At 62.0% G+C, this 18182-nt stretch carries 12 protein-coding genes; 8 read left to right on the top strand and 4 right to left on the bottom strand.

The features are described 5' to 3' along the window. Nucleotides 1-122: 122 nt before the first annotated feature. The 3 genes from EK416_RS17535 (at nt 123) to EK416_RS17525 (ending at nt 3273) form a co-directional block, all read left to right on the top strand. Nucleotides 123-1994, top strand: coding sequence for a methanol/ethanol family PQQ-dependent dehydrogenase (locus EK416_RS17535; RefSeq protein WP_127079927.1), 1872 nt, complete (start codon nt 123-125; stop codon nt 1992-1994). 167 nt (nt 1995-2161) lie between these two features. Next, on the top strand, nt 2162-2782 hold the full coding sequence (locus EK416_RS17530) for a pentapeptide repeat-containing protein (protein ID WP_127079925.1): 621 nt from the start codon (nt 2162-2164) through the stop codon (nt 2780-2782). After that, nucleotides 2779-3273, top strand: coding sequence for a c-type cytochrome (locus tag EK416_RS17525; RefSeq protein ID WP_127079923.1), 495 nt, complete (start codon nt 2779-2781; stop codon nt 3271-3273). Before EK416_RS17530 ends, EK416_RS17525 begins: the two co-directional genes overlap by 4 nt. Before the next feature lie 418 nt (nt 3274-3691). Here EK416_RS17525 and pedF read toward each other — a convergent pair whose 3' ends face one another. The 3 genes from pedF to adh all read right to left on the bottom strand — a co-directional run bounded on the left by pedF (nt 3692) and on the right by adh (nt 6780). Next, nucleotides 3692-4114, bottom strand: a complete 423-nt coding sequence (gene pedF, locus EK416_RS17520) for a cytochrome c-550 PedF (protein WP_127079921.1) — start codon at nt 4112-4114, stop codon at nt 3692-3694. 180 nt (nt 4115-4294) lie between these two features. After that, nucleotides 4295-5059, bottom strand: coding sequence for a cache domain-containing protein (locus tag EK416_RS17515; protein WP_127079919.1), 765 nt, complete (start codon nt 5057-5059; stop codon nt 4295-4297). Between the two features lie 200 nt (nt 5060-5259). Then, nucleotides 5260-6780, bottom strand: coding sequence for an aldehyde dehydrogenase (adh, locus tag EK416_RS17510; protein WP_127079917.1), 1521 nt, complete (start codon nt 6778-6780; stop codon nt 5260-5262). 556 nt (nt 6781-7336) lie between these two features. On the opposite strand from adh, the gene EK416_RS17505 reads away from it, so the two are divergent. The 3 genes from EK416_RS17505 (at nt 7337) to EK416_RS17495 (ending at nt 11520) form a co-directional block, all read left to right on the top strand. Beyond that, nucleotides 7337-9691 carry a TonB-dependent receptor plug domain-containing protein gene (locus tag EK416_RS17505; protein ID WP_127079915.1) on the top strand — a complete coding sequence of 785 codons (2355 nt, stop codon included), beginning with the start codon at nt 7337-7339 and terminating at the stop codon, nt 9689-9691. Between the two features lie 97 nt (nt 9692-9788). Further along, nucleotides 9789-10325, top strand: a complete 537-nt coding sequence (locus EK416_RS17500) for a hypothetical protein (RefSeq protein ID WP_127079913.1) — start codon at nt 9789-9791, stop codon at nt 10323-10325. Nucleotide 10326: 1 nt separating this feature from the next. Further along, nucleotides 10327-11520 (top strand): cytochrome-c peroxidase, encoded by a 1194-nt coding sequence (locus EK416_RS17495; RefSeq protein WP_127079911.1) that lies wholly within the window; start codon nt 10327-10329, stop codon nt 11518-11520. Nucleotides 11521-11679: 159 nt separating this feature from the next. Here the strand turns inward: EK416_RS17495 and EK416_RS17490 are convergent, their stop codons facing one another. Further along, nucleotides 11680-13302: a methyltransferase domain-containing protein gene (locus tag EK416_RS17490; RefSeq protein WP_127079909.1), complete on the bottom strand. Its 1623-nt coding sequence runs from the start codon at nt 13300-13302 to the stop codon at nt 11680-11682. Between the two features lie 561 nt (nt 13303-13863). Between EK416_RS17490 and EK416_RS17485 the strand changes: the two genes are divergently transcribed. Together EK416_RS17485 and EK416_RS17480 are read left to right on the top strand one after the other, a co-directional pair. Next, nucleotides 13864-15057: a glycosyltransferase gene (locus EK416_RS17485; protein WP_210211023.1), complete on the top strand. Its 1194-nt coding sequence runs from the start codon at nt 13864-13866 to the stop codon at nt 15055-15057. Between the two features lie 756 nt (nt 15058-15813). Continuing rightward, nucleotides 15814-18182, top strand: a 2369-nt coding sequence (locus EK416_RS17480; RefSeq protein ID WP_245434144.1) for a hypothetical protein, incomplete at its 3' end; no start/stop codon positions are given.

Raw genomic sequence — 18182 nt, 5'->3', positions numbered from 1 at the left:
GCCGGTTCGCACGACATCCGGCAGCCTCTATCAGCGTTCGCGTTGCAGGGTGCGAGAGCTTTTGCTCGGCCCGCAATACCGACTGCGTTTTGGATAGTGAAACGACCAGGAGACATCACTGCATGAAATTGCCTCGTTTTAAGTCCGCGGTGGCGGTTGCGGGCTTGCTCGCCGCCCTCGCCGGGAGCGGATCCGCCTTGGCCGGTCCGGTGACATGGGATGACATCGCCAACGACGACAAGACGTCCGGCGATGTCCTGAGCTACGGTCTCGGCCTCAAGGCGCAGCGCTTCAGCCCTCTCGACAAGATCACCACGGATAACGTCGGCGCCCTTATCCCGGCGTGGAGCTTTTCATTCGGTGGAGAGAAGCAGCGCGGTCAGGAAGGTCAGGCGCTTGTCCATGACGGGGTCATTTATATAACCGCCTCCTACTCGCGGATCTTTGCCGTCGACGCGAAGACCGGCAAGAGGCTCTGGGAATACAACTACCGGCTGCCCGATGATATCCGCCCGTGCTGCGATGTCGTCAATCGCGGTCCGGCTATCTACGGCGACAAGGTTTTCTTCGGCACCCTCGATGCCGGCATCGTGGCGCTCAACAAGGACACCGGCAAGCTCGTCTGGAAGAAGAAATTCGGCGATCATACGGTCGGCTACACCATGACCGGCGCTCCCTTCATCGTGAAGGACCAGAAGACCGGCAAGGTGTTGCTCATCCATGGATCTTCGGGTGACGAATTCGGCGTCGTCGGCTGGCTGTTCGCACGCGATCCCGATACGGGCGAGGAAGTGTGGGCGCGCCCGATGGTCGAGGGACATGTGGGACGTCTCGGCGGCAAGGAATCGACCCCGACCGGCGATCCGAAAGCGCCTTCCTGGCCGCGCGACAAGGACGGCAACCTCGTGGAAGCCTGGAATCACGGCGGCGGCGCTCCGTGGCAGACGGCAAGTTTCGATGTCGACACTAACACCATCGTGATCGGCGCGGGCAACCCGGCTCCGTGGAACACATGGAAGCGCACCAAGGAAGGCGACGATCCGAAGAACTGGGACAGTCTGTTCACCTCCGGCCAAGCCTATGTCGACGCCTCGACCGGTGAACTCAAGGGCTTCTTCCAGCACACGCCGAACGACGCCTGGGACTTCTCCGGAAACAACTCGATCATCCTGTTCGACTACCAGGACGCGAACGGCAAAACGGTGAAGGCCTCGGCTCACGCCGACCGCAACGGCTTCTTCTTCATCACGGATCGCGAGAAACTGGCAACCGGTGCGGGCTACCCGAACAAGCCGACGGCACTGATTGGCGCATGGCCGTTCGTCGACGGCATCACCTGGGCTTCCGGCTTCGATCTCAAGACGGGCCGCCCGATTGAAAAAGACAACCGCCCACCGCTGCCGAAGGGTGACGCGCAAAAGGGCGAAAGCATCTACGTCTCTCCGCCATTCCTCGGCGGCACGAACTGGATGCCGATGTCCTACAGCCCAAAAACCGGTCTGTTCTACATTCCGGCGAACCACTGGGCCATGGACTACTGGACGGAGCATCTGACGTATAAGGCAGGTGCCGCCTATCTCGGCCAGGGCTTCCGCATCAAGCGCATCTACGACGACCATGTGGGCATCTTGCGCGCCATCGATCCGAAGACGGGCAAGGTCGCCTGGGAGCACAAGGAGAAATTCCCGCTCTGGGCGGGGACGCTGACGACTGGCGGCGGGCTTCTGTTCACCGGAACGTCCGATGGCTACGTCAAGGCGTTCGACGCAAAGAACGGCAAGGAACTCTGGAAGTTCCAGACGGGCTCCGGCGTCGTTTCGATCCCGATCACCTGGGAGATGGACGGCGAGCAGTATCTCGGCATCCAGTCGGGCTACGGCGGCGCGGTTCCGCTCTGGGGCGGCGATATGGCCGAACTGACAAAGCAGGTCACGCAGGGCGGCTCCATGTGGGTGTTCAAGCTTGCCAATTTCGGAAAGCAGGCGAGCAAGTAGTTCCGCCGCGCTGAAAGGCACAAACCGGCCTCGACGCCGCCCGGACAGTTTTCCCGGCGGCGTTCAATTGCCGGCTGACCTCATGACTGGATGGCGCGGAGGAATGCCCTCCGCGCTTTCCGCAACCGGCAGCCGGTTTCAAACCCGATGCCCGACAAGAGGAAAGCATGACCTTTCGATTTCCGAACAGAAAACTGCGCTGTTCCTTGGCCTGCATCGCTCTGGGAACACTGCTTGCCGCAGTGTCGGCCGGATCGGTGCATGCCGAGGATTCCGAGGAAGACGCCCTTGTCAAGAACGGCTGCGGAATGTGGCCTCATGCCCAATGCCAGGGGGCGGATCTGCGGCACGCCGACCTTTCGGGGAAAAACCTCGCCGGTGCCGACTTTACCGGAGCGAAGCTCGCGCGGGCGGATCTGCGCGGAGCCAACATCGCAGGCGCAACATTCGACAATGCCGACCTGACGGCAGCGCGCATGAGCAAGGTCACCGCGCCCACTGCGACGTTTCGCAATGCGCGGCTCGTCGGCGCGGATCTGGAATTCGCCCGCCTCTTTCGCGCCGATTTTTCCGGGGCCGATCTCACTGCTGCCAATCTGGAAGCTGCCCGAGCCAACTTCGCCTGGTTCGCCGGTGCCAAGCTGGTCGATGCCAATTTGCAGGAAACAAAGTTCTTCACCGTGAACTTCAAGGACGCGGATTTGACCGGGTCATTTCGGCGCTTCACCATTTTTCCCGAGTCCTTTTTCGAGGGCTGCAAGGGTTGCCCAGAGGAGGAATGGAAATGAGGCGATTGTTTTTCGGCGGCTTCTTGCTCCTGACGGCACTATCGCCAGTCAACGCCGAGGAGGTGGCCAACCGGCCTGACGTGGACGCTTCATCGCTCGCACCGCTCGGCACCGAGTGGCGGCGCGTGAACCCCTACCGGGGCAACGCCGCCGCGATCGAGATCGGCGGACAGGCATTCGCCCAGACTTGCGCCCGCTGCCACGGGCCGGAGGCCAACGCGACGGGGCATCCAGCACCCGACCTGCGCCGAACCGATGTCGCCTGCAGGCGCATCAAGACCCCCGAAATCAAGGCGAAGTGCATCGCCGACAACGACATCTTCTTCAGCAAAAGCGTTCGCAAGGGGAAAACCATCGTCGGCGTCGTTCATATGCCCGCCTGGGAGCCCGTGCTGGGGCAGGAACTGATCTGGGCCATTCGGTCTTATATCGAGACGCGCCCGCTAACGCGCCTTGAGCCGAACCCGTCCGACGCGATGGCGGCGCACTGACAGCCACCGATTTATGATCGCCACAGCCGCATCCGATCCGAGTGAACAACTGGGCGGTTGCGGCCTTTTTTTTCGAAGAACAGGCGCTCCCAATCGATCGATTGGCGGCCTCGAATTGCGCCTTTACATCAGTGGCGCGCCCGCACTTCGTGCTGCCCGTATCGGAGCGACTGCCAGCCTATGCTGGTCGACACTGCATCACTGGTTCTCTACTGCCTGAACGACTGCTCGCAACGATCGAGCTGATACGAAGACCGGCTGTCAGCCGTCAGTTCTGACTACGACGGGAAGCAGTGCGTTTCCACGGCTACGGCGCGCCTTCAACCCGTGCCGAAGGCGCGCCGACAGTCTGACGCAGGGGGGATCTCTCTGAAATATAGCACGATTTCGGCGTGCTCGCGACGCAGAACGGCTTCGACTACTCCTCGTGAACCGTCTCCAGCCATGCCCGGATGCTCCACATGGCTTCCTGACTGAGGATACCCTCGAATTTCGGCATATAAACGCGGCCATCGCGGGTCGAGCCACCGCGAATACGGGTCAGAAACCACTCATCGCCGTCCAGCCCGGTAGGAAGGTAGCGCAAGTCCGGGGCAATACCCCCTGAAACCGCTCCAAGACCATGGCAGCGGGCGCAGTTCTGATTGAAGGCGGCGGCGCCGATCTCGATGGCTTTCGTATTGCCGCGATAGGGATTTTCCGGCAGCCACGCCTCGCCGAGTTTTGGCAGGTCCTTGGTGTCGACTGGCTGAGGAGCCATGTCTCCATGCGCTAGTGCTGTGCCTGTCGCGGCCGCGAGAAGAAGGGCGGCGCCGCTCAGGATCGTCTTCAGCGTTTTCATCGTGTCAGGGCTCTCGCAGATACAATCGCGTGTTATGATGTCGATGCTAGGGATATATGGCTGCGGCTGCGCTACAGATTTGGCGAATACCGTTCGATGTGCCGTATGGCGAAGTAACGGGGCACGCAAACACGCGTGTCGCGTCGCGTTTGACGGTCACTTGAAAGGCGATCATCGCCATCAGTTGAGATAGTAGCCGACGCCTACGATGTAATCGCCTACTCGGCGGATGAACGAACGCTTGTGCTCCACCTTGTTCTCGGCACGATTGAGCCAGACGTAATCCACCTCGCCTGACCCTGCTGACTGGGCGATATTGATCATCTCGCGAACCAGTTCCTTGCCCTCGGCGTCTTGCATCGAAAGTGCATCCGTGCCGGTCAGCGCCGGATTTGCCCCCGAGGCCATGTATCGCCCCTTCATGTCGAAGACAAAGACGTAGAGTTCACGAGCGATGAAGCCGCCGTTGTTCCGGTCATTGAAGGCAGCGAAGGCCCGTTGCGGTCCTTCGCGCTCAAGCAGGGCGACAGCGCGATCGAGAAGAACCTGAGCCTGTGCAGGCCCCATATTGTCGGACTGTGCCTTCAGATATGCCAGCAGGTAATCCTGCTCCGCCCGGTCGGTGATTGCGACATGGCGCATCCGGGTGCCCGGAACGAGTTTCGTGTTGTCGGATATCCATTTCCTCAGCGTTTCCTCGTTCCAGACCAGGCCGGATGCCTTCAAGCCGTCGGAATAAACGAATGTCGGGAGCGACGCGGCCGGCCGCCCCACAATTCCGTGCAAATTCGGCCCGAAGCCGAGCTTGCCCGGATCAATTGAATGACAAGCCTGGCAGCGGTGAAACACCTGCCGTCCGGCGATTTCCTCTACCGTTTCCGCCGCGACATTCGCGGATGCGAGAACGCCGACGATCGCCAGAATCGCACTGCTTTGACGTCTCATCTGCTTTTGCTATCCCCCAGAAACCCGTTCAGGCACCAGTCGGCGTTCATCGTAGGGAGCCGACTATCCAATCGATGCGCACGCATCTTCGATTGCCTTGGGCGGCCGAAGCCGTCCCAAAGGCCGATTTGCCGATCAGCAAACGCCGCTCCGTCATGGATTTGAAAATCGAAGCGAAGCGGCGCGCGTCGCGGGCGTTCTCAGAAGAAGCCGAGCGCCTTGGGGCTGTAGCTGACGAGCAGGTTCTTCGTCTGCTGATAGTGGTCGAGCATCATGTGATGGGTTTCGCGGCCGATGCCGGACTGCTTGTAACCGCCGAACGCCGCGTGCGCCGGGTAGAGATGATAGCAGTTCGTCCACACGCGGCCCGCCTTGATGCCGCGTCCGAAGCGGTAGGCGCGGTTGCCGTCGCGCGTCCAGACGCCCGCGCCGAGGCCGTAGACGGTGTCGTTGGCAAGATGCAACGCCTCCGCCTCGTCCTTGAATGTGGTCAGGGCCACGACCGGGCCGAAGATCTCCTCCTGGAAGATGCGCATGCTGTTGTTGCCCTCGAACACGGTCGGCCGGACGTAGAAGCCCGCGTCGAGTTCGCCGCCAAGATGAGCGCGCTCGCCGCCGATAAGGCATTGCGCACCTTCCTGCTTGCCGATGTCGATATAGGACAGGATCTTGTCGAGTTGCTCCTGCGAGGCTTGCGCGCCGATCATCGTGTCGGTGTCGAGCGGATTGCCCTGCTTGATGGAGGCGACGCGAGCAAGCGCGCGATCGATGAACCGGTCGCGCAGACTTTCCTGCACAAGGGCGCGGCTGGGGCAGGTGCAGACTTCGCCCTGGTTCAGCGCGAACATCACGAAGCCCTCGATGGCCTTGTCGAAGAACTCGTCATCGGCGGCGGCGACGTCGTCGAAAAAGATGTTCGGAGACTTGCCGCCAAGTTCGAGCGTGACCGGGATGAGGTTCTGGCTGGCGTACTGCATGATGAGGCGGCCGGTGGACGTCTCGCCCGTGAACGCGATCTTGGCGATGCGCGGGCTCGACGCCAGCGGCTTGCCTGCTTCGAGGCCGAAGCCGTTCACGATGTTGAGCACACCCTTCGGCAGCAGGTCGCCGATGATTTCAGCGAGGACAAGAATGCCGACGGGCGTCTGTTCGGCGGGCTTCAGCACGACGCAGTTGCCGGCGGCGATCGCGGGCGCGAGCTTCCACGCGGCCATCAGGATGGGGAAGTTCCACGGGATGATCTGGCCGACGACGCCGAGCGGTTCATGGAAGTGATAGGCGACGGTCGTCTCATCCACCTGGCCGAGCGTACCTTCCTGTGCGCGGATGCACGACGCGAAATAGCGGAAGTGATCGATGGCGAGCGGAATGTCGGCGGCGAGGGTTTCGCGGATCGGCTTGCCGTTGTCGACGCTTTCGGCATAGGCCAGCTTTTCGAGGTTCTGCTCCATGCGGTCGGCGATGCGGTTCAGAACGAGCGCGCGCTCGGCAACGGAGGTATGGCCCCATCTCTCCGCGGCAGCGTGTGCGGCATCGAGCGCGAGTTCGATGTCTTCGGCCTGCGAACGGGCGACCTGAGCGAAGGGCTTGCCGGTGATCGGCGTGATGCTTTCGAAATACTGGCCGCCGAGCGGCGCGCGCCATTCGCCGCCGATGAAATTGTCGTAGCGCTCCTTGAAGGTGACGATGGCTCCGGGCGTGCCGGGCGCGGCATAAAGCATGATGTCCTCCCTGTTTTCGAGGCCGGGACGATCGAGCGCCCCTGCTGCGGCGCTTAAACGCAGAGAGCGTGCCAAACTGCCAAGCTGTTGAAATATCGTAAATTCGGGACTTCTCTGCCGTCTCGCTGCGCTGTGGCATTTCGTTACACTGTACCAGAACGGGACAGCTCATGCAGAACACGCCAGTCCGGCCGCGTGGAGCGACCGCGAGCCGTGCACTGAGCCCGCTATGCCTTGCGCCTCGAACCCGGCGACCGGATCGCTCCCACGCATCGGCGAAACCCGCCACGCGCTCCCGCTCCGCGACGCGTAAATGAGCGCCGAGATCCGGCCCCGTGCCGCTCTGGCATGCCCAGCTCGCGCCCCTCCCCTGCCCATCTGGCGGCAAATTAGGCACATGCTGCAATTTCGTCACAGTTATACACACGGTGATATAGCTGTGACAACTTGGTGTTCCCCTGAGCTGTATTGCCTTTAATATATCATCCTGGGCCTTGGGCACGGCGTTCGCGCCGGGGGGCCCAGATCGGATAATCTGGGGTTAGGGGCAACATTCATGACTATTTCCCGCTACGAGCGGGCGCACGGCAGGCTGGCCGGCGCTCCCGCAACGGGTTCGGCTGTTCGCGCACATGCCTGTTCGGCAAACGCGGACAGCCTTGGGCTGGCCGGTGCCATTTCGCAAGGGACGCTGATTGCTGCGGCGCTCGGTCTTGCGCTCAACATGACGCTGCCAGCCCCGTCGCTGGCGCAGGAGGCGCAGGGCGCCTCGGAAGAGGCTTCGACGCTCCCGCCGGTGGTCGTATACCAGCCGAAGACGGTGACGCCGGCTTCCGCGCCGCAAGCGCGTCGTGAGAACCAGGCGACGCCCGCAACAGGCGCTTCCGGCGATGAAGTCGCTCAGGGCACAGGCGGCAACGGAACAGGCGGATCTTCGGCGGCTGGCATTTTCAGCCTCGGCGGCATCAATCTCATGGGCGGCACGGTCGTCACCAACGAGCAGACCTGGACCTTCCAGAAACCGACGCTCGATCAGGCCGCCGCGCTCGCTCCGGGTGTTTCGGATTCCAATTCGGGCGGCACGCGCAACGAGCGGCTGCTCTTCGTGCGCGGCTTCGACCGCTATCAGGTGCCGCTGACCATCGACGGCGTGCGCGTCTATCTTCCCGCCGATAACCGCCTCGACTTTGGCCGCTTCCTCACGGGCGCGGAGATCGCCGAAATCCAGATCGCCAAGGGCTACGCGTCGGTGCTCGACGGCCCCGGCGCACTCGGCGGCGCGATCAATCTCGTGACGCGGCGCCCGACGAAAGAGCTGGAAGCCGAGATCGCGCAGACCTTCACCTTCGCGGGCGACGGCTCCTACAGCGGCTTCCGCACGTCGGGCTATGTCGGCACGAAACAGAAATATTACTACCTGACGGCGTCCGGCTCGATCCTCGATTCGAAAGGCTGGAAGCTCTCCGACGACTTCAAGCCGCAGAACGCGGCAAGCGAAGACGGCGGTTGGCGCAACAACTCCGAGGTGAACGACTGGCGCATCAACGTCAAGGCGGGCATCACGCCGAACGCGACCGATGAATATGCGATCAGCTATATCAAGCAGGAAGGCTCGAAGGGCGCCCCGTTCCACACCGTCAACGCGATCGGAAGCCAGCGCTATTGGGACTGGCCCGCATGGAACATCGACAGCGTCTACTCGCATACGACGACGCGGCTTGGCCAGTCGTCCTATGTGAACACAAAGCTTTACTACAACACCTTCGACAACGACCTGTTCTCCTACGACGATGCGACGATGACCACGCAGTCCAAGGGGTATGCGTTCCGTAGCTACTATCGCGACGTCGCCTATGGCGGTTCGGTTGATGCCGGCACCGACATCACCAATTGGGACACCGTGAAAGCCGCGTTCCATTATCGGCAGGACGAGCATAACGAGCGCAACCGGAACTATGTCAACAGCGGCTGCCCGACCGGTCAGACCGCGCCATGCCTCGAACCCAATCAGCAGTCCATCGAGGACACCTACTCGGTGGCGCTGGAAAACACGTTCCACGCGACGTCCCGCATCGACGTGGTCACGGGCGGCAGCTATGACTGGCGTGAGCTTTCGAAGGCGCAGGACTGGACGCAGTCGACGGGTATCATCAATTACCAGCTCGCGGACAGCGATGCCTGGAATTGGCAGACGGCGGCGATCTACCGCTATTCCGATGACGCGAAGGTTTACGCAAGCGTTTCACATCGCACGCGTTTCCCCACGCTGTTCGAGCGCTTCAGTTCGCGTTTCAGCACCGCTGTTTCGAATCCCGGCCTTTCCCCCGAAGAGGCGACGAACTACGAAATCGGCTGGGCGGGCAAGCTGTTCGGCCGCGCCAATGTCTCGACGGCCGTCTTCTATAGCGACGTCTCCAACTTCATCCAGAATGTGACGATCGTTGGCGGCACGAACAACGGAAAAACCCAGTTCCAGAACGTCGGAGACGGCGAGTTCTACGGCTGGGAGGGCTCGGCGGACGTGAGCCTGACGAAAAGCCTTTCGGTTGGCGGCAATGTGACGCTTATCAGCCGCGACATATCCAACAGCACCAATGTCGCGACCTTCCATCTCACCGACGTGCCGGACGCGAAAGGCATCGCCTATGTGAAATGGAGTCCGTTCGACGGCGTCACGCTGACGCCAAACGTCGAAATGGCAAGCACGCGCTGGACATCGAATTCCGCCGGGTCGCTGTACTACCAGATCGGGGCGTACACCATCGCCAACTTCTCGGCGGAGTACGAGTTCCGGCCCGGCGCGACGCTCCAGTTGACCGCGCGCAACCTCACCGACGAGAACTACTCGCTTGCCGATGGCTATCCTGAGCCGGGTCGCAGCTTCACGGCGGGCATGCGCATCAAGTTCTGAGCGCGAGCAAGTTCGGAGGGCCGCAACCCCGCGCGGTCCTCCGATACCCCTTTCCGCGAGCGGCTTCACGCCGCCGCAAAGCATGAAGGAACGCATCATGGATTTCCGGAAAACAAGACCCGCGAAGGCTGCCGCTTTCGCGCTCGCGGCCTCGCTGCTGTGCAGCCCCGCCATTGCCGAGGACGGGCCGTGCGAAGGCTTCAACTGGCCGCTCGCGACCGAAACCGGCTGGATGCAGGCGCCCGATGCTGGCGCCGTAAAATCCGGCGGCGAGATTGCCGAGCCGCCCGCGAAAGCGGTCGCCCTCAAGCTGACGCCAACAAAAGAGACGAGCTTTCCGGTGAAGCCAAGCATCAAGGCAGGCGCACTTGCGGACGACAGCTTTTCCGGCTTCTTCACGATCAAGGCCCTGCCGAAGAAGGCCGTCTATCAGGTGACGCTCTCCAAGCACGCCTGGATCGACGTGATACAGGACGGCAAATCGGCGGAAACCGTTGCTTTCACCGGCCGCGGAGAATGTCCGATCGTGCGCAAGAGCGTGCGCTTCGAGCTTTCGGCAGGGCCCGTCACGATCATGGTAGCCGGATCGGACGTCGAGACGGTGAAGGTCGCAATCCGCGAGGCGCAGGACTAGCATGAGCGCGAGCGGGCGGAGGAAGGTCTTTCGTGTTGGAGCGAGCGCGCTCGCTCTGTTCAGTGCGACTGCCCTCTTCGCGGGTATCGTCATTCATGATCGCCGCGCGCCAGGCGCCGCCCTCACCCGCTCGGCTCAGCTTGAAAAACTCGGCGGCGCGCTGTTCGCCGACCGCAACCTGTCCTTCAACCGGCGGCAAAATTGCGTGAGCTGCCATTCGCCGGATCTCGCCTTCACGGACCCGCGCGAGCTTGGCGTCGTTGCGGGCGCGGTCTCTCGCGGGGCCGATGGCCGCTCGCTCGGGGACCGTAACGCTCCGTCCGCAGCTTACGCCGCGTTCGCGCCAGCCTTCCACCTCGACGCAAACGGCGAGCCGGTCGGGGGTTTGTTCTGGGATGGTCGCGCGGCGACGCTCGAAGATCAAGCGGGCGGACCGCCCTTGAACCCCATCGAGATGGGTATGCCGGACAAGGCGAGCGTGGTCGGCAGACTGAAGGAGAATTCCGCCCATGTGGCGGCGTTTCGCGCTCTGTTCGGCGAGACGGTTTTCGATGACGACGAGCGCGCCTTCGCGGCCATGACGGCTGCAATCGCTGCGTTCGAACGCTCGCCCGCGATGTCGCCGTTCAACTCGAAATACGACCGGGCGCGACGCGGCGAAGCCGTTCTCTCGGAACAGGAGACCGCCGGCCGCGATCTGTTCTTTTCGCGGGAGCGCGGAAACTGCGCGGCCTGCCATATGAGCAGCGACCGCAAGCCTGCCGAACGCGAGGTGTTCTCGAATTTTCGTTATTACAATCTCGGCGTGCCGGTGAACCGCACGGTGCGCGCGACAAACGGCGCCGCGCCGGGCTTTGTCGACAGGGGACTTGGCGGGGGCGGTGCCGTCGCCGCCGATCCCCGGTTCGAGGGACGTTTCAAGACACCTTCCCTACGCAACGTCGCTGCTACCGGGCCGTTCATGCACAACGGCATTTTCGGGGATTTGAGAAATGTCCTTCTGTTCCATCAGCGCTTTTCCGACCCGTTTGCGGCTGAACGGGCGGGCCGCGAGGGGGCCGGATTTGGCGAACCGGAGGTGCCAGCCAACATAGCGCGTGGCGAACTCGCGTCTATCGGCAGGCTGGATGACCGCGACATAGACGCGCTGACGGCTTTCCTGAAGACGCTGACGGATAGCAGGCAGATACGTTAGCCGCCTTCCGGTTTCGCTTTCTTCCGGCGGGATGGGGTGCGTAATCGAGGTTCTCCGATCACTGCGCCATCACCCCCGACCGCGGTTTCACCGGACTGCGAGGCTGCTACCGCGGATGCTTTGCGATCTCGATCGACCATGCTCGTCGCGCAAGGCAATTCAGTCTCCGAAGACAGCCTTGAGCAAATCGGATTGGCGACGCGCCATCATGATGTCCCGGCCTCGCACGCCGAGAGCTATGCGGGATGCGTCATCGGCGATGAGCGCGGTGCAGCTATCGACGATCTCCTCATAGCCGCACACCACGAGCCCGCCTTCGAACGGAGCGATATCCGGATCGCCCTTCTCTCCCTCGCTGACGACGCATATGCCGTTGGCGAGAAGGTAAGAGACCCGCACCACCTCGAAAATGGCGCTTTCATAGAAGTGAAGGTTCAGCACCAGCTTTGCCCGCGCAATGACCGCATCGCGCTCGGCCCCATAGGCGCCGAACAAATGCACGGTGTTCAGCCCTCTGGCGCGCAAGGCTTCAAGAATGCTCTTTCGCCGGGGATTCAGCGACCCGTAGAATAGCACGTCGATATCCTTTTCCGGGGCATTCGGAATCCGGGCGAGTCCGGGCGAGTAGCCGATCCCCAGCAGTCCGGCATTTGTAATCCCCTGCTCGATCAGGGCCTTCCGGTTCCGTATCGAATAGTCGAGGACCGGGAAGCGTCGCAGCAGTGACAGATAGCCCTCATTGATCCAGCCGCCGCCAGTCACGACCTGTTCGAAATTGACGAGGATGCTGTCGGCTGGAATGGTCACGCTAGAGGCGTGCCGGAGCAGATGTGTGCCAAGGACGATTGGGATGCGTCCGTTAAACAAGAGGGGATCGCGAACGATGGGACACGACCCGCCCAGTTCCGCGAACGCCTCGCTGAGACCGAGCGCGAATTCGTCGAAGGTCTGGTGATGTTTGTAGCCCTCCGGCGTGACGATCCATAGGCAATGGCGGTCGCGATGCGCCGCCCATCCGCCGGCGAACGCTTGCGGGATAATCTCCGCTTGCGCAGGCGTCACGGGCGACGGTGTCGCTGCCGCGACCGGTGAGGCGGGCGCCGCCGCCGATGTGGCTGCTGGCGGGGTTGGCACGGGCGCCGACCAGCGGCTTTGTGCCAACCGCTTGCGCTCACGCCAATTCTCCCAGACATTCCGATCCGCTGCCGTCAGTTCGACCTTTCGAAGCGACACCGACATCGCATCGATCATGCGGGGCATGCGCTGAAGCTCGGCCATGGGTACGGTGCTTGCCAGCGGCGCGGCGGCTGCGCTCGGAACAAAGGTCATCCGCTCGACAACGAACCGCGCCTCGCTCCACCCGAGATACCAGAACCAGTCCGTATAATAGAGCCAGCTGCGCTCATTGAAGGCCCGCACGTGGGTCGGATCCTGCCATGCGCCGAATGAGAGATCGTAGGGCACATTGATCTCGAACACCCCGCCGACCTTGAGCAGCTTCAGGCAATTGGTCATCAGCCTGACGAGGTTCGGCACATGTTCGAGCACATCATTGGCGATGATGGTGTCGAAAGTGCCCGGCCGCAGCCGCACGTCGCCGAACCTGTGCGTCTGCACCGTTACCCCGACAGCATCCAGATCGAAGCTCGCGAGGTCTACCACCGCATCGGGCGACCAGCTGTTGTCGATGTCGATATTGAAATAGTCGGCCCGATAGTCCTTGCCGGAGCCGAGATTCACGCCGGTTGGCAGGATGGAGCTGGTGGTCACGTTGATGGTCATGGCTTTGGAACCTGATTTCTTGCCTCCCGATCAGCGCGTCGGGCTATTGCCTGAATATCAGTCCAACCACCTCCCAAGCTTGCAGCTCCAAGCCGCATCCTCCGGAACAGGCTTATAATGCAAGAGTAGAGACGCAGAGTCGACCCTTGCGGTTCGCAACGGCGCCCAGACTTTACTCAACCTATCGTGATCTTAGGTTTAGGCTCAGTATTGGCGGGACACTCAACCTGGTTAGATACTGGGTTTTATTGATACTTGCGCCAACCCTGCCGCACCAATAATTTGCAATTTTAGGTGGTTTACCTTTTCTACATCCTATCTATGGTAGAAGCGGCGTAGTCAGTACCGCTCAGAGTTGCTTCGTCAGCACGGCCACAAGGCCTTCAAGATCAAATTGCGTCTGTTGCAAAACGCCCACTTCGAGCGGCGTCGGCTGTCGCCAATTGCTCAAGGGATTTGTCCAGTGATTTCACGCTGGCGGTTCCACTCACCGTTCGTACCAAGACGGCACAAAGCCAGAGCGCGCGCATGAAGTGGTTTCAAATCCGGCAGGAGGATACGTTGAGAAGACAACAAACACCGTTCGGAACTGCTTCCGAGCCCCAGGCAACCTTGAAGACAATCGGGCTCTGCCTGATTGCCAAAAACGAGGCGCACTGCATCGAGCGTTGTCTTGCAAGCGCGACGCGCCTTGTCGACTTCGTTCTTGTCGTCGATACCGGTTCGACCGATGGCACTCAGGATGTCATCCGCAGGTTTCTGAAAGACAACAACATCAGGGGCGTCGTCATCGAAGAGCCGTGGCGCGATTTTGCATGGAACAGAACGTTCGCGCTGACCGAGCTTCGCAAATACAAAGACATCGATTACTGCCTGATGATCGATGCTGACGAAGCTCTCGAAATCGAGGAAGGCGTCGACCTCGAGGGCTTCAAGCGCTCCCTCGATCGCGATTTCTACCAGGTTCCGACCTACAATGGCGGGATCATCAATCAGCGTCCCATCTTGTTCCGGAACAACATCGGGTTCAGATATCGCGGCGTCCTGCACGAATTTCTGGAATCGCCCGGAAAACATTGCACCTGGGGCGTTATAATAAAGGGCTTTCACAATCGGACGTTCTACGATAGCGCCCGCAACAAGAACCCGCTCAAATATCTCCACGACGCGGAGCTTCTGGAACGGACACTCGTGTCAGAGCGCGACCCGTTCCTGATTTCTCGCTATACCTTCTATCTGGCGCAAAGTTATCGCTCGGCCGGAGAAAAGGCCAAGTCTCTCACCAATTATCTGAAACGGGCGGAACTGGGGTTCTGGGAGCAGGAAGTTTTCATCGCGCTCCTGTCCGCAGGACGGCTCATGGAAGAACTCGGCCACAGTGAAGCCGACATTCTCGCCACCTATCTGCGCGCATTCAACGTCTGCCCGACTCGCGCCGAATCGCTGCATGCGGCGGCGAGGTACTGCCGCGTGAACAACAAGTTCCATCAAGGCTACATGATCGCCCGTCAGGGGATCGACATCAAGAAGCCAGAAGGGGCGGTCCTGTTCGTTGAGCCTTCGGTTTATACATACGGAATGCTGGATGAATACTCGGTCCTGGCCTATTGGGCCGGCCATTATTCCGAGTCCCTGCAAGCAAGCGAGAAGCTGCTTCAATTGAAGGACCTGCCCGAAGGCTACCGGGAGCGTATCGAGCGCAACGCTCAGTTCGCTCGCGAGAAGATACAGGAAGCGAACCTCCAGAAAGCATAGGCACTATGGTTGCCGATGCGACGGCAACCAACTCGGGCTTCGTCACCTAGCCGCGACTGCAGTCCAATCGTCCTTTTGACTGCAGTCGCGTGAGCAATCCGCCCTCCCCCGCTTCGAGAAGATCCGAGGCCAGCTCATAAGTCGACTGTCCAGAGTCGCCGGCTGTCTCTCGATACGCAAGGGCCGAAGAGATCAGGGGGCACCATCACTGCCCCGGACATCGGAAGCGGGGCCCGCCTTTCCAGTAATGCTTGCGCAACGTTTCAGCAGGTTCTGCCGGGGGGTCGATCGCTTTCGACGTCTCACGGCTCACCCGGCCATGCCAGCGCGCCCGGGATCCGGCTGTGGCCGAGCGCTGCCGTAAACTGTCTCCCCTCTCGAGTCAGCCAAGCCCAGCGAACTGGCCGCGGCGGCAACCGGCCCCAGCCAGCACAGCTTCCGGCGGATGAAAGTTGCAAACTCATAGGCCGTTCCGCTCTCTACCCAGCATATTATTTTTCTATCCAAGATAGCGCTGTTCATAAAAATGCAACTAAGCAGTATTATCGATGTCATTGTCAGTAATCGACGCGCCTATATTGTTCGCGCCAAAGCACTTATTGGTTGCGCACAATTCAACAAAAGGTGAAGGTGATGGCAGATTTAATAGAAGTCGCTGGTCGAGATATACTCGGCACTACAGAGTACGTTTACTACTTCGACGGTGAAGATTTTATATTGTTAGGTAGTACAACAGTTACAAACGCCGCCGTTGATTTGGCGACGGGTACTCTCCTGACGTCCCAATATAAGGTCATCGTCGCTCTCCCAGAGGGAGGCACCGCAGCCAACGTCTTCGTGTTCAATCAGCTCGGGACGGCCCAGACACAGGGAAATCCCGCAATAAGCGGGCAGTTTGACGTTACGCTTCTGGACGTCGGCGTAACCGGCCCAACGGGCGCAACGGGCGACACCGGTGCTACCGGTGCTACCGGTGCCACGGGCGACACCGGTGCCACAGGTGCCACGGGTGCTACAGGCGCAACTGGAGCCACGGGTCCCACGGGCGACACCGGTGCAACGGGTGCCACGGGTGCAACTGGAGCAACGGGTCCCACGGGCGACACCGGTCCAACGGGTGCAACTGGAAACACGGGTCCCACAGGCGACACCGGTCCAACGGGCGCCACGGGTGCTACAGGTGCCACCGGCGCTACCGGTGCAACTGGAGCCACGGGTGACACAGGCGCTACAGGCGCCACGGGTGCAACAGGCGCAACGGGTGATACCGGTGCTACCGGCGCCACGGGTGCTACAGGTGCCACCGGCGCTACCGGTGCAACTGGAGCCACGGGTGCCACCGGCGCTACCGGTGTAACGGGTGCCACGGGTGCAACTGGCGCTACCGGCGCAACTGGAGCCACGGGTGACACCGGTGCAACAGGCGCTACGGGTGCCACAGGTGCTACCGGCGCAACTGGAGCCACGGGTGCCACGGGTGATACCGGCGCAACCGGTGCCACGGGCGCTACCGGTGCTACGGGTGCAACTGGAGCCACGGGTGACACCGGTGCAACAGGCGCTACGGGTGCCACAGGTGCTACCGGTGCAACTGGAGCCACGGGTGCCACGGGTGACACCGGCGCAACTGGAGCCACGGGTGCTACCGGCGCTACCGGCGCTACCGGCGCTACCGGCGCAACTGGAGCCACGGGTGCCACCGGTGCAACGGGCGCTACCGGCGCAACCGGTGCAACGGGCGCTACCGGCGCAACCGGTGCAACGGGCGCTACGGGTGCCACAGGTGCTACAGGTGCTACAGGTGCTACAGGCGCTACCGGTGCAACTGGAGCTACGGGTGATACCGGTGCAACAGGCGCTACGGGTGCCACGGGTGCAACTGGAGCTACCGGTGCAACTGGTGCCACGGGCGCTACCGGCGCAACTGGAGCCACGGGTGACACCGGTGCAACAGGCGCTACGGGTGCCACAGGTGCTACCGGCGCAACCGGTGCCACGGGTGCTACAGGCGCTACCGGTGCAACTGGAGCTACGGGTGATACCGGTGCAACAGGCGCTACGGGTGCCACGGGTGCAACTGGAGCTACCGGTGCCACAGGTGCCACAGGTGCTACGGGCGCAACCGGTGCTACGGGCGCTACCGGCGCAACCGGTGCAACGGGCGCTACGGGTGCCACAGGTGCTACAGGCGAGGTCGGTGCCACGGGTGCTACCGGTGCCACAGGTGCAACTGGCGCTACCGGTGCTACAGGCGCAACCGGTGCAACTGGAGCTACGGGTGATACCGGTGCTACAGGCGCTACGGGTGCAACTGGCGCAACGGGTGCTACAGGCGCAACCGGTGCAACGGGCGCTACGGGTGCCACAGGTGCCACAGGTGCTACCGGCGAAGTCGGTGCCACGGGTGCTACCGGCGCAACCGGCGCTACCGGCGCTACAGGCGCTACAGGCGCTACCGGTGCAACTGGCGCTACCGGTGCTACAGGCGCAACCGGTGCAACTGGAGCCACGGGCGATACCGGCGCAACGGGCGCTACGGGTGCCACAGGTGCCACAGGTGCTACCGGCGAAGTCGGTGCCACGGGTGCTACCGGCGCAACCGGCGCAACCGGCGCTACCGGCGCTACCGGCGCTACCGGTGCAACTGGAGCCACGGGTGCCACGGGCGATACCGGCGCAACGGGTGATACCGGTGCAACGGGTCCTGAAGGTGGTCCGACGGGTCCGGCCGGTGCTACGGGTGCTACCGGTGCAACGGGCGCGACAGGTGCCACGGGCGCGGGTGAAACCGGTGCTACAGGCGCTACCGGCGCAACCGGTGCCACGGGTGCTACGGGTGCTACAGGCCAAAATGGCCAGAACGGTCAGAACGGCCAGAACGGTCAGAATGGCCAGAACGGTCAGAACGGCCAGAACGGTGCTACGGGCGCTACAGGTGCCACGGGTGCTACCGGCGCGACGGGTGACACCGGAGCTACCGGCGCAACAGGTGCCACAGGCATAGGTGAAACGGGTGCGACCGGAGCCACGGGTGCGACGGGCGACACCGGAGCAACCGGAGCGACGGGTGCCACGGGCGACACCGGAGCAACCGGAGCGACGGGTGCCACGGGTGATACCGGTGC

This window comes from Rhodomicrobium lacus (assembly GCF_003992725.1).
Lineage (GTDB): Bacteria > Pseudomonadota > Alphaproteobacteria > Rhizobiales > Rhodomicrobiaceae > Rhodomicrobium > Rhodomicrobium lacus.
This window is presented reverse-complemented; position numbering and strand designations above follow the sequence as displayed.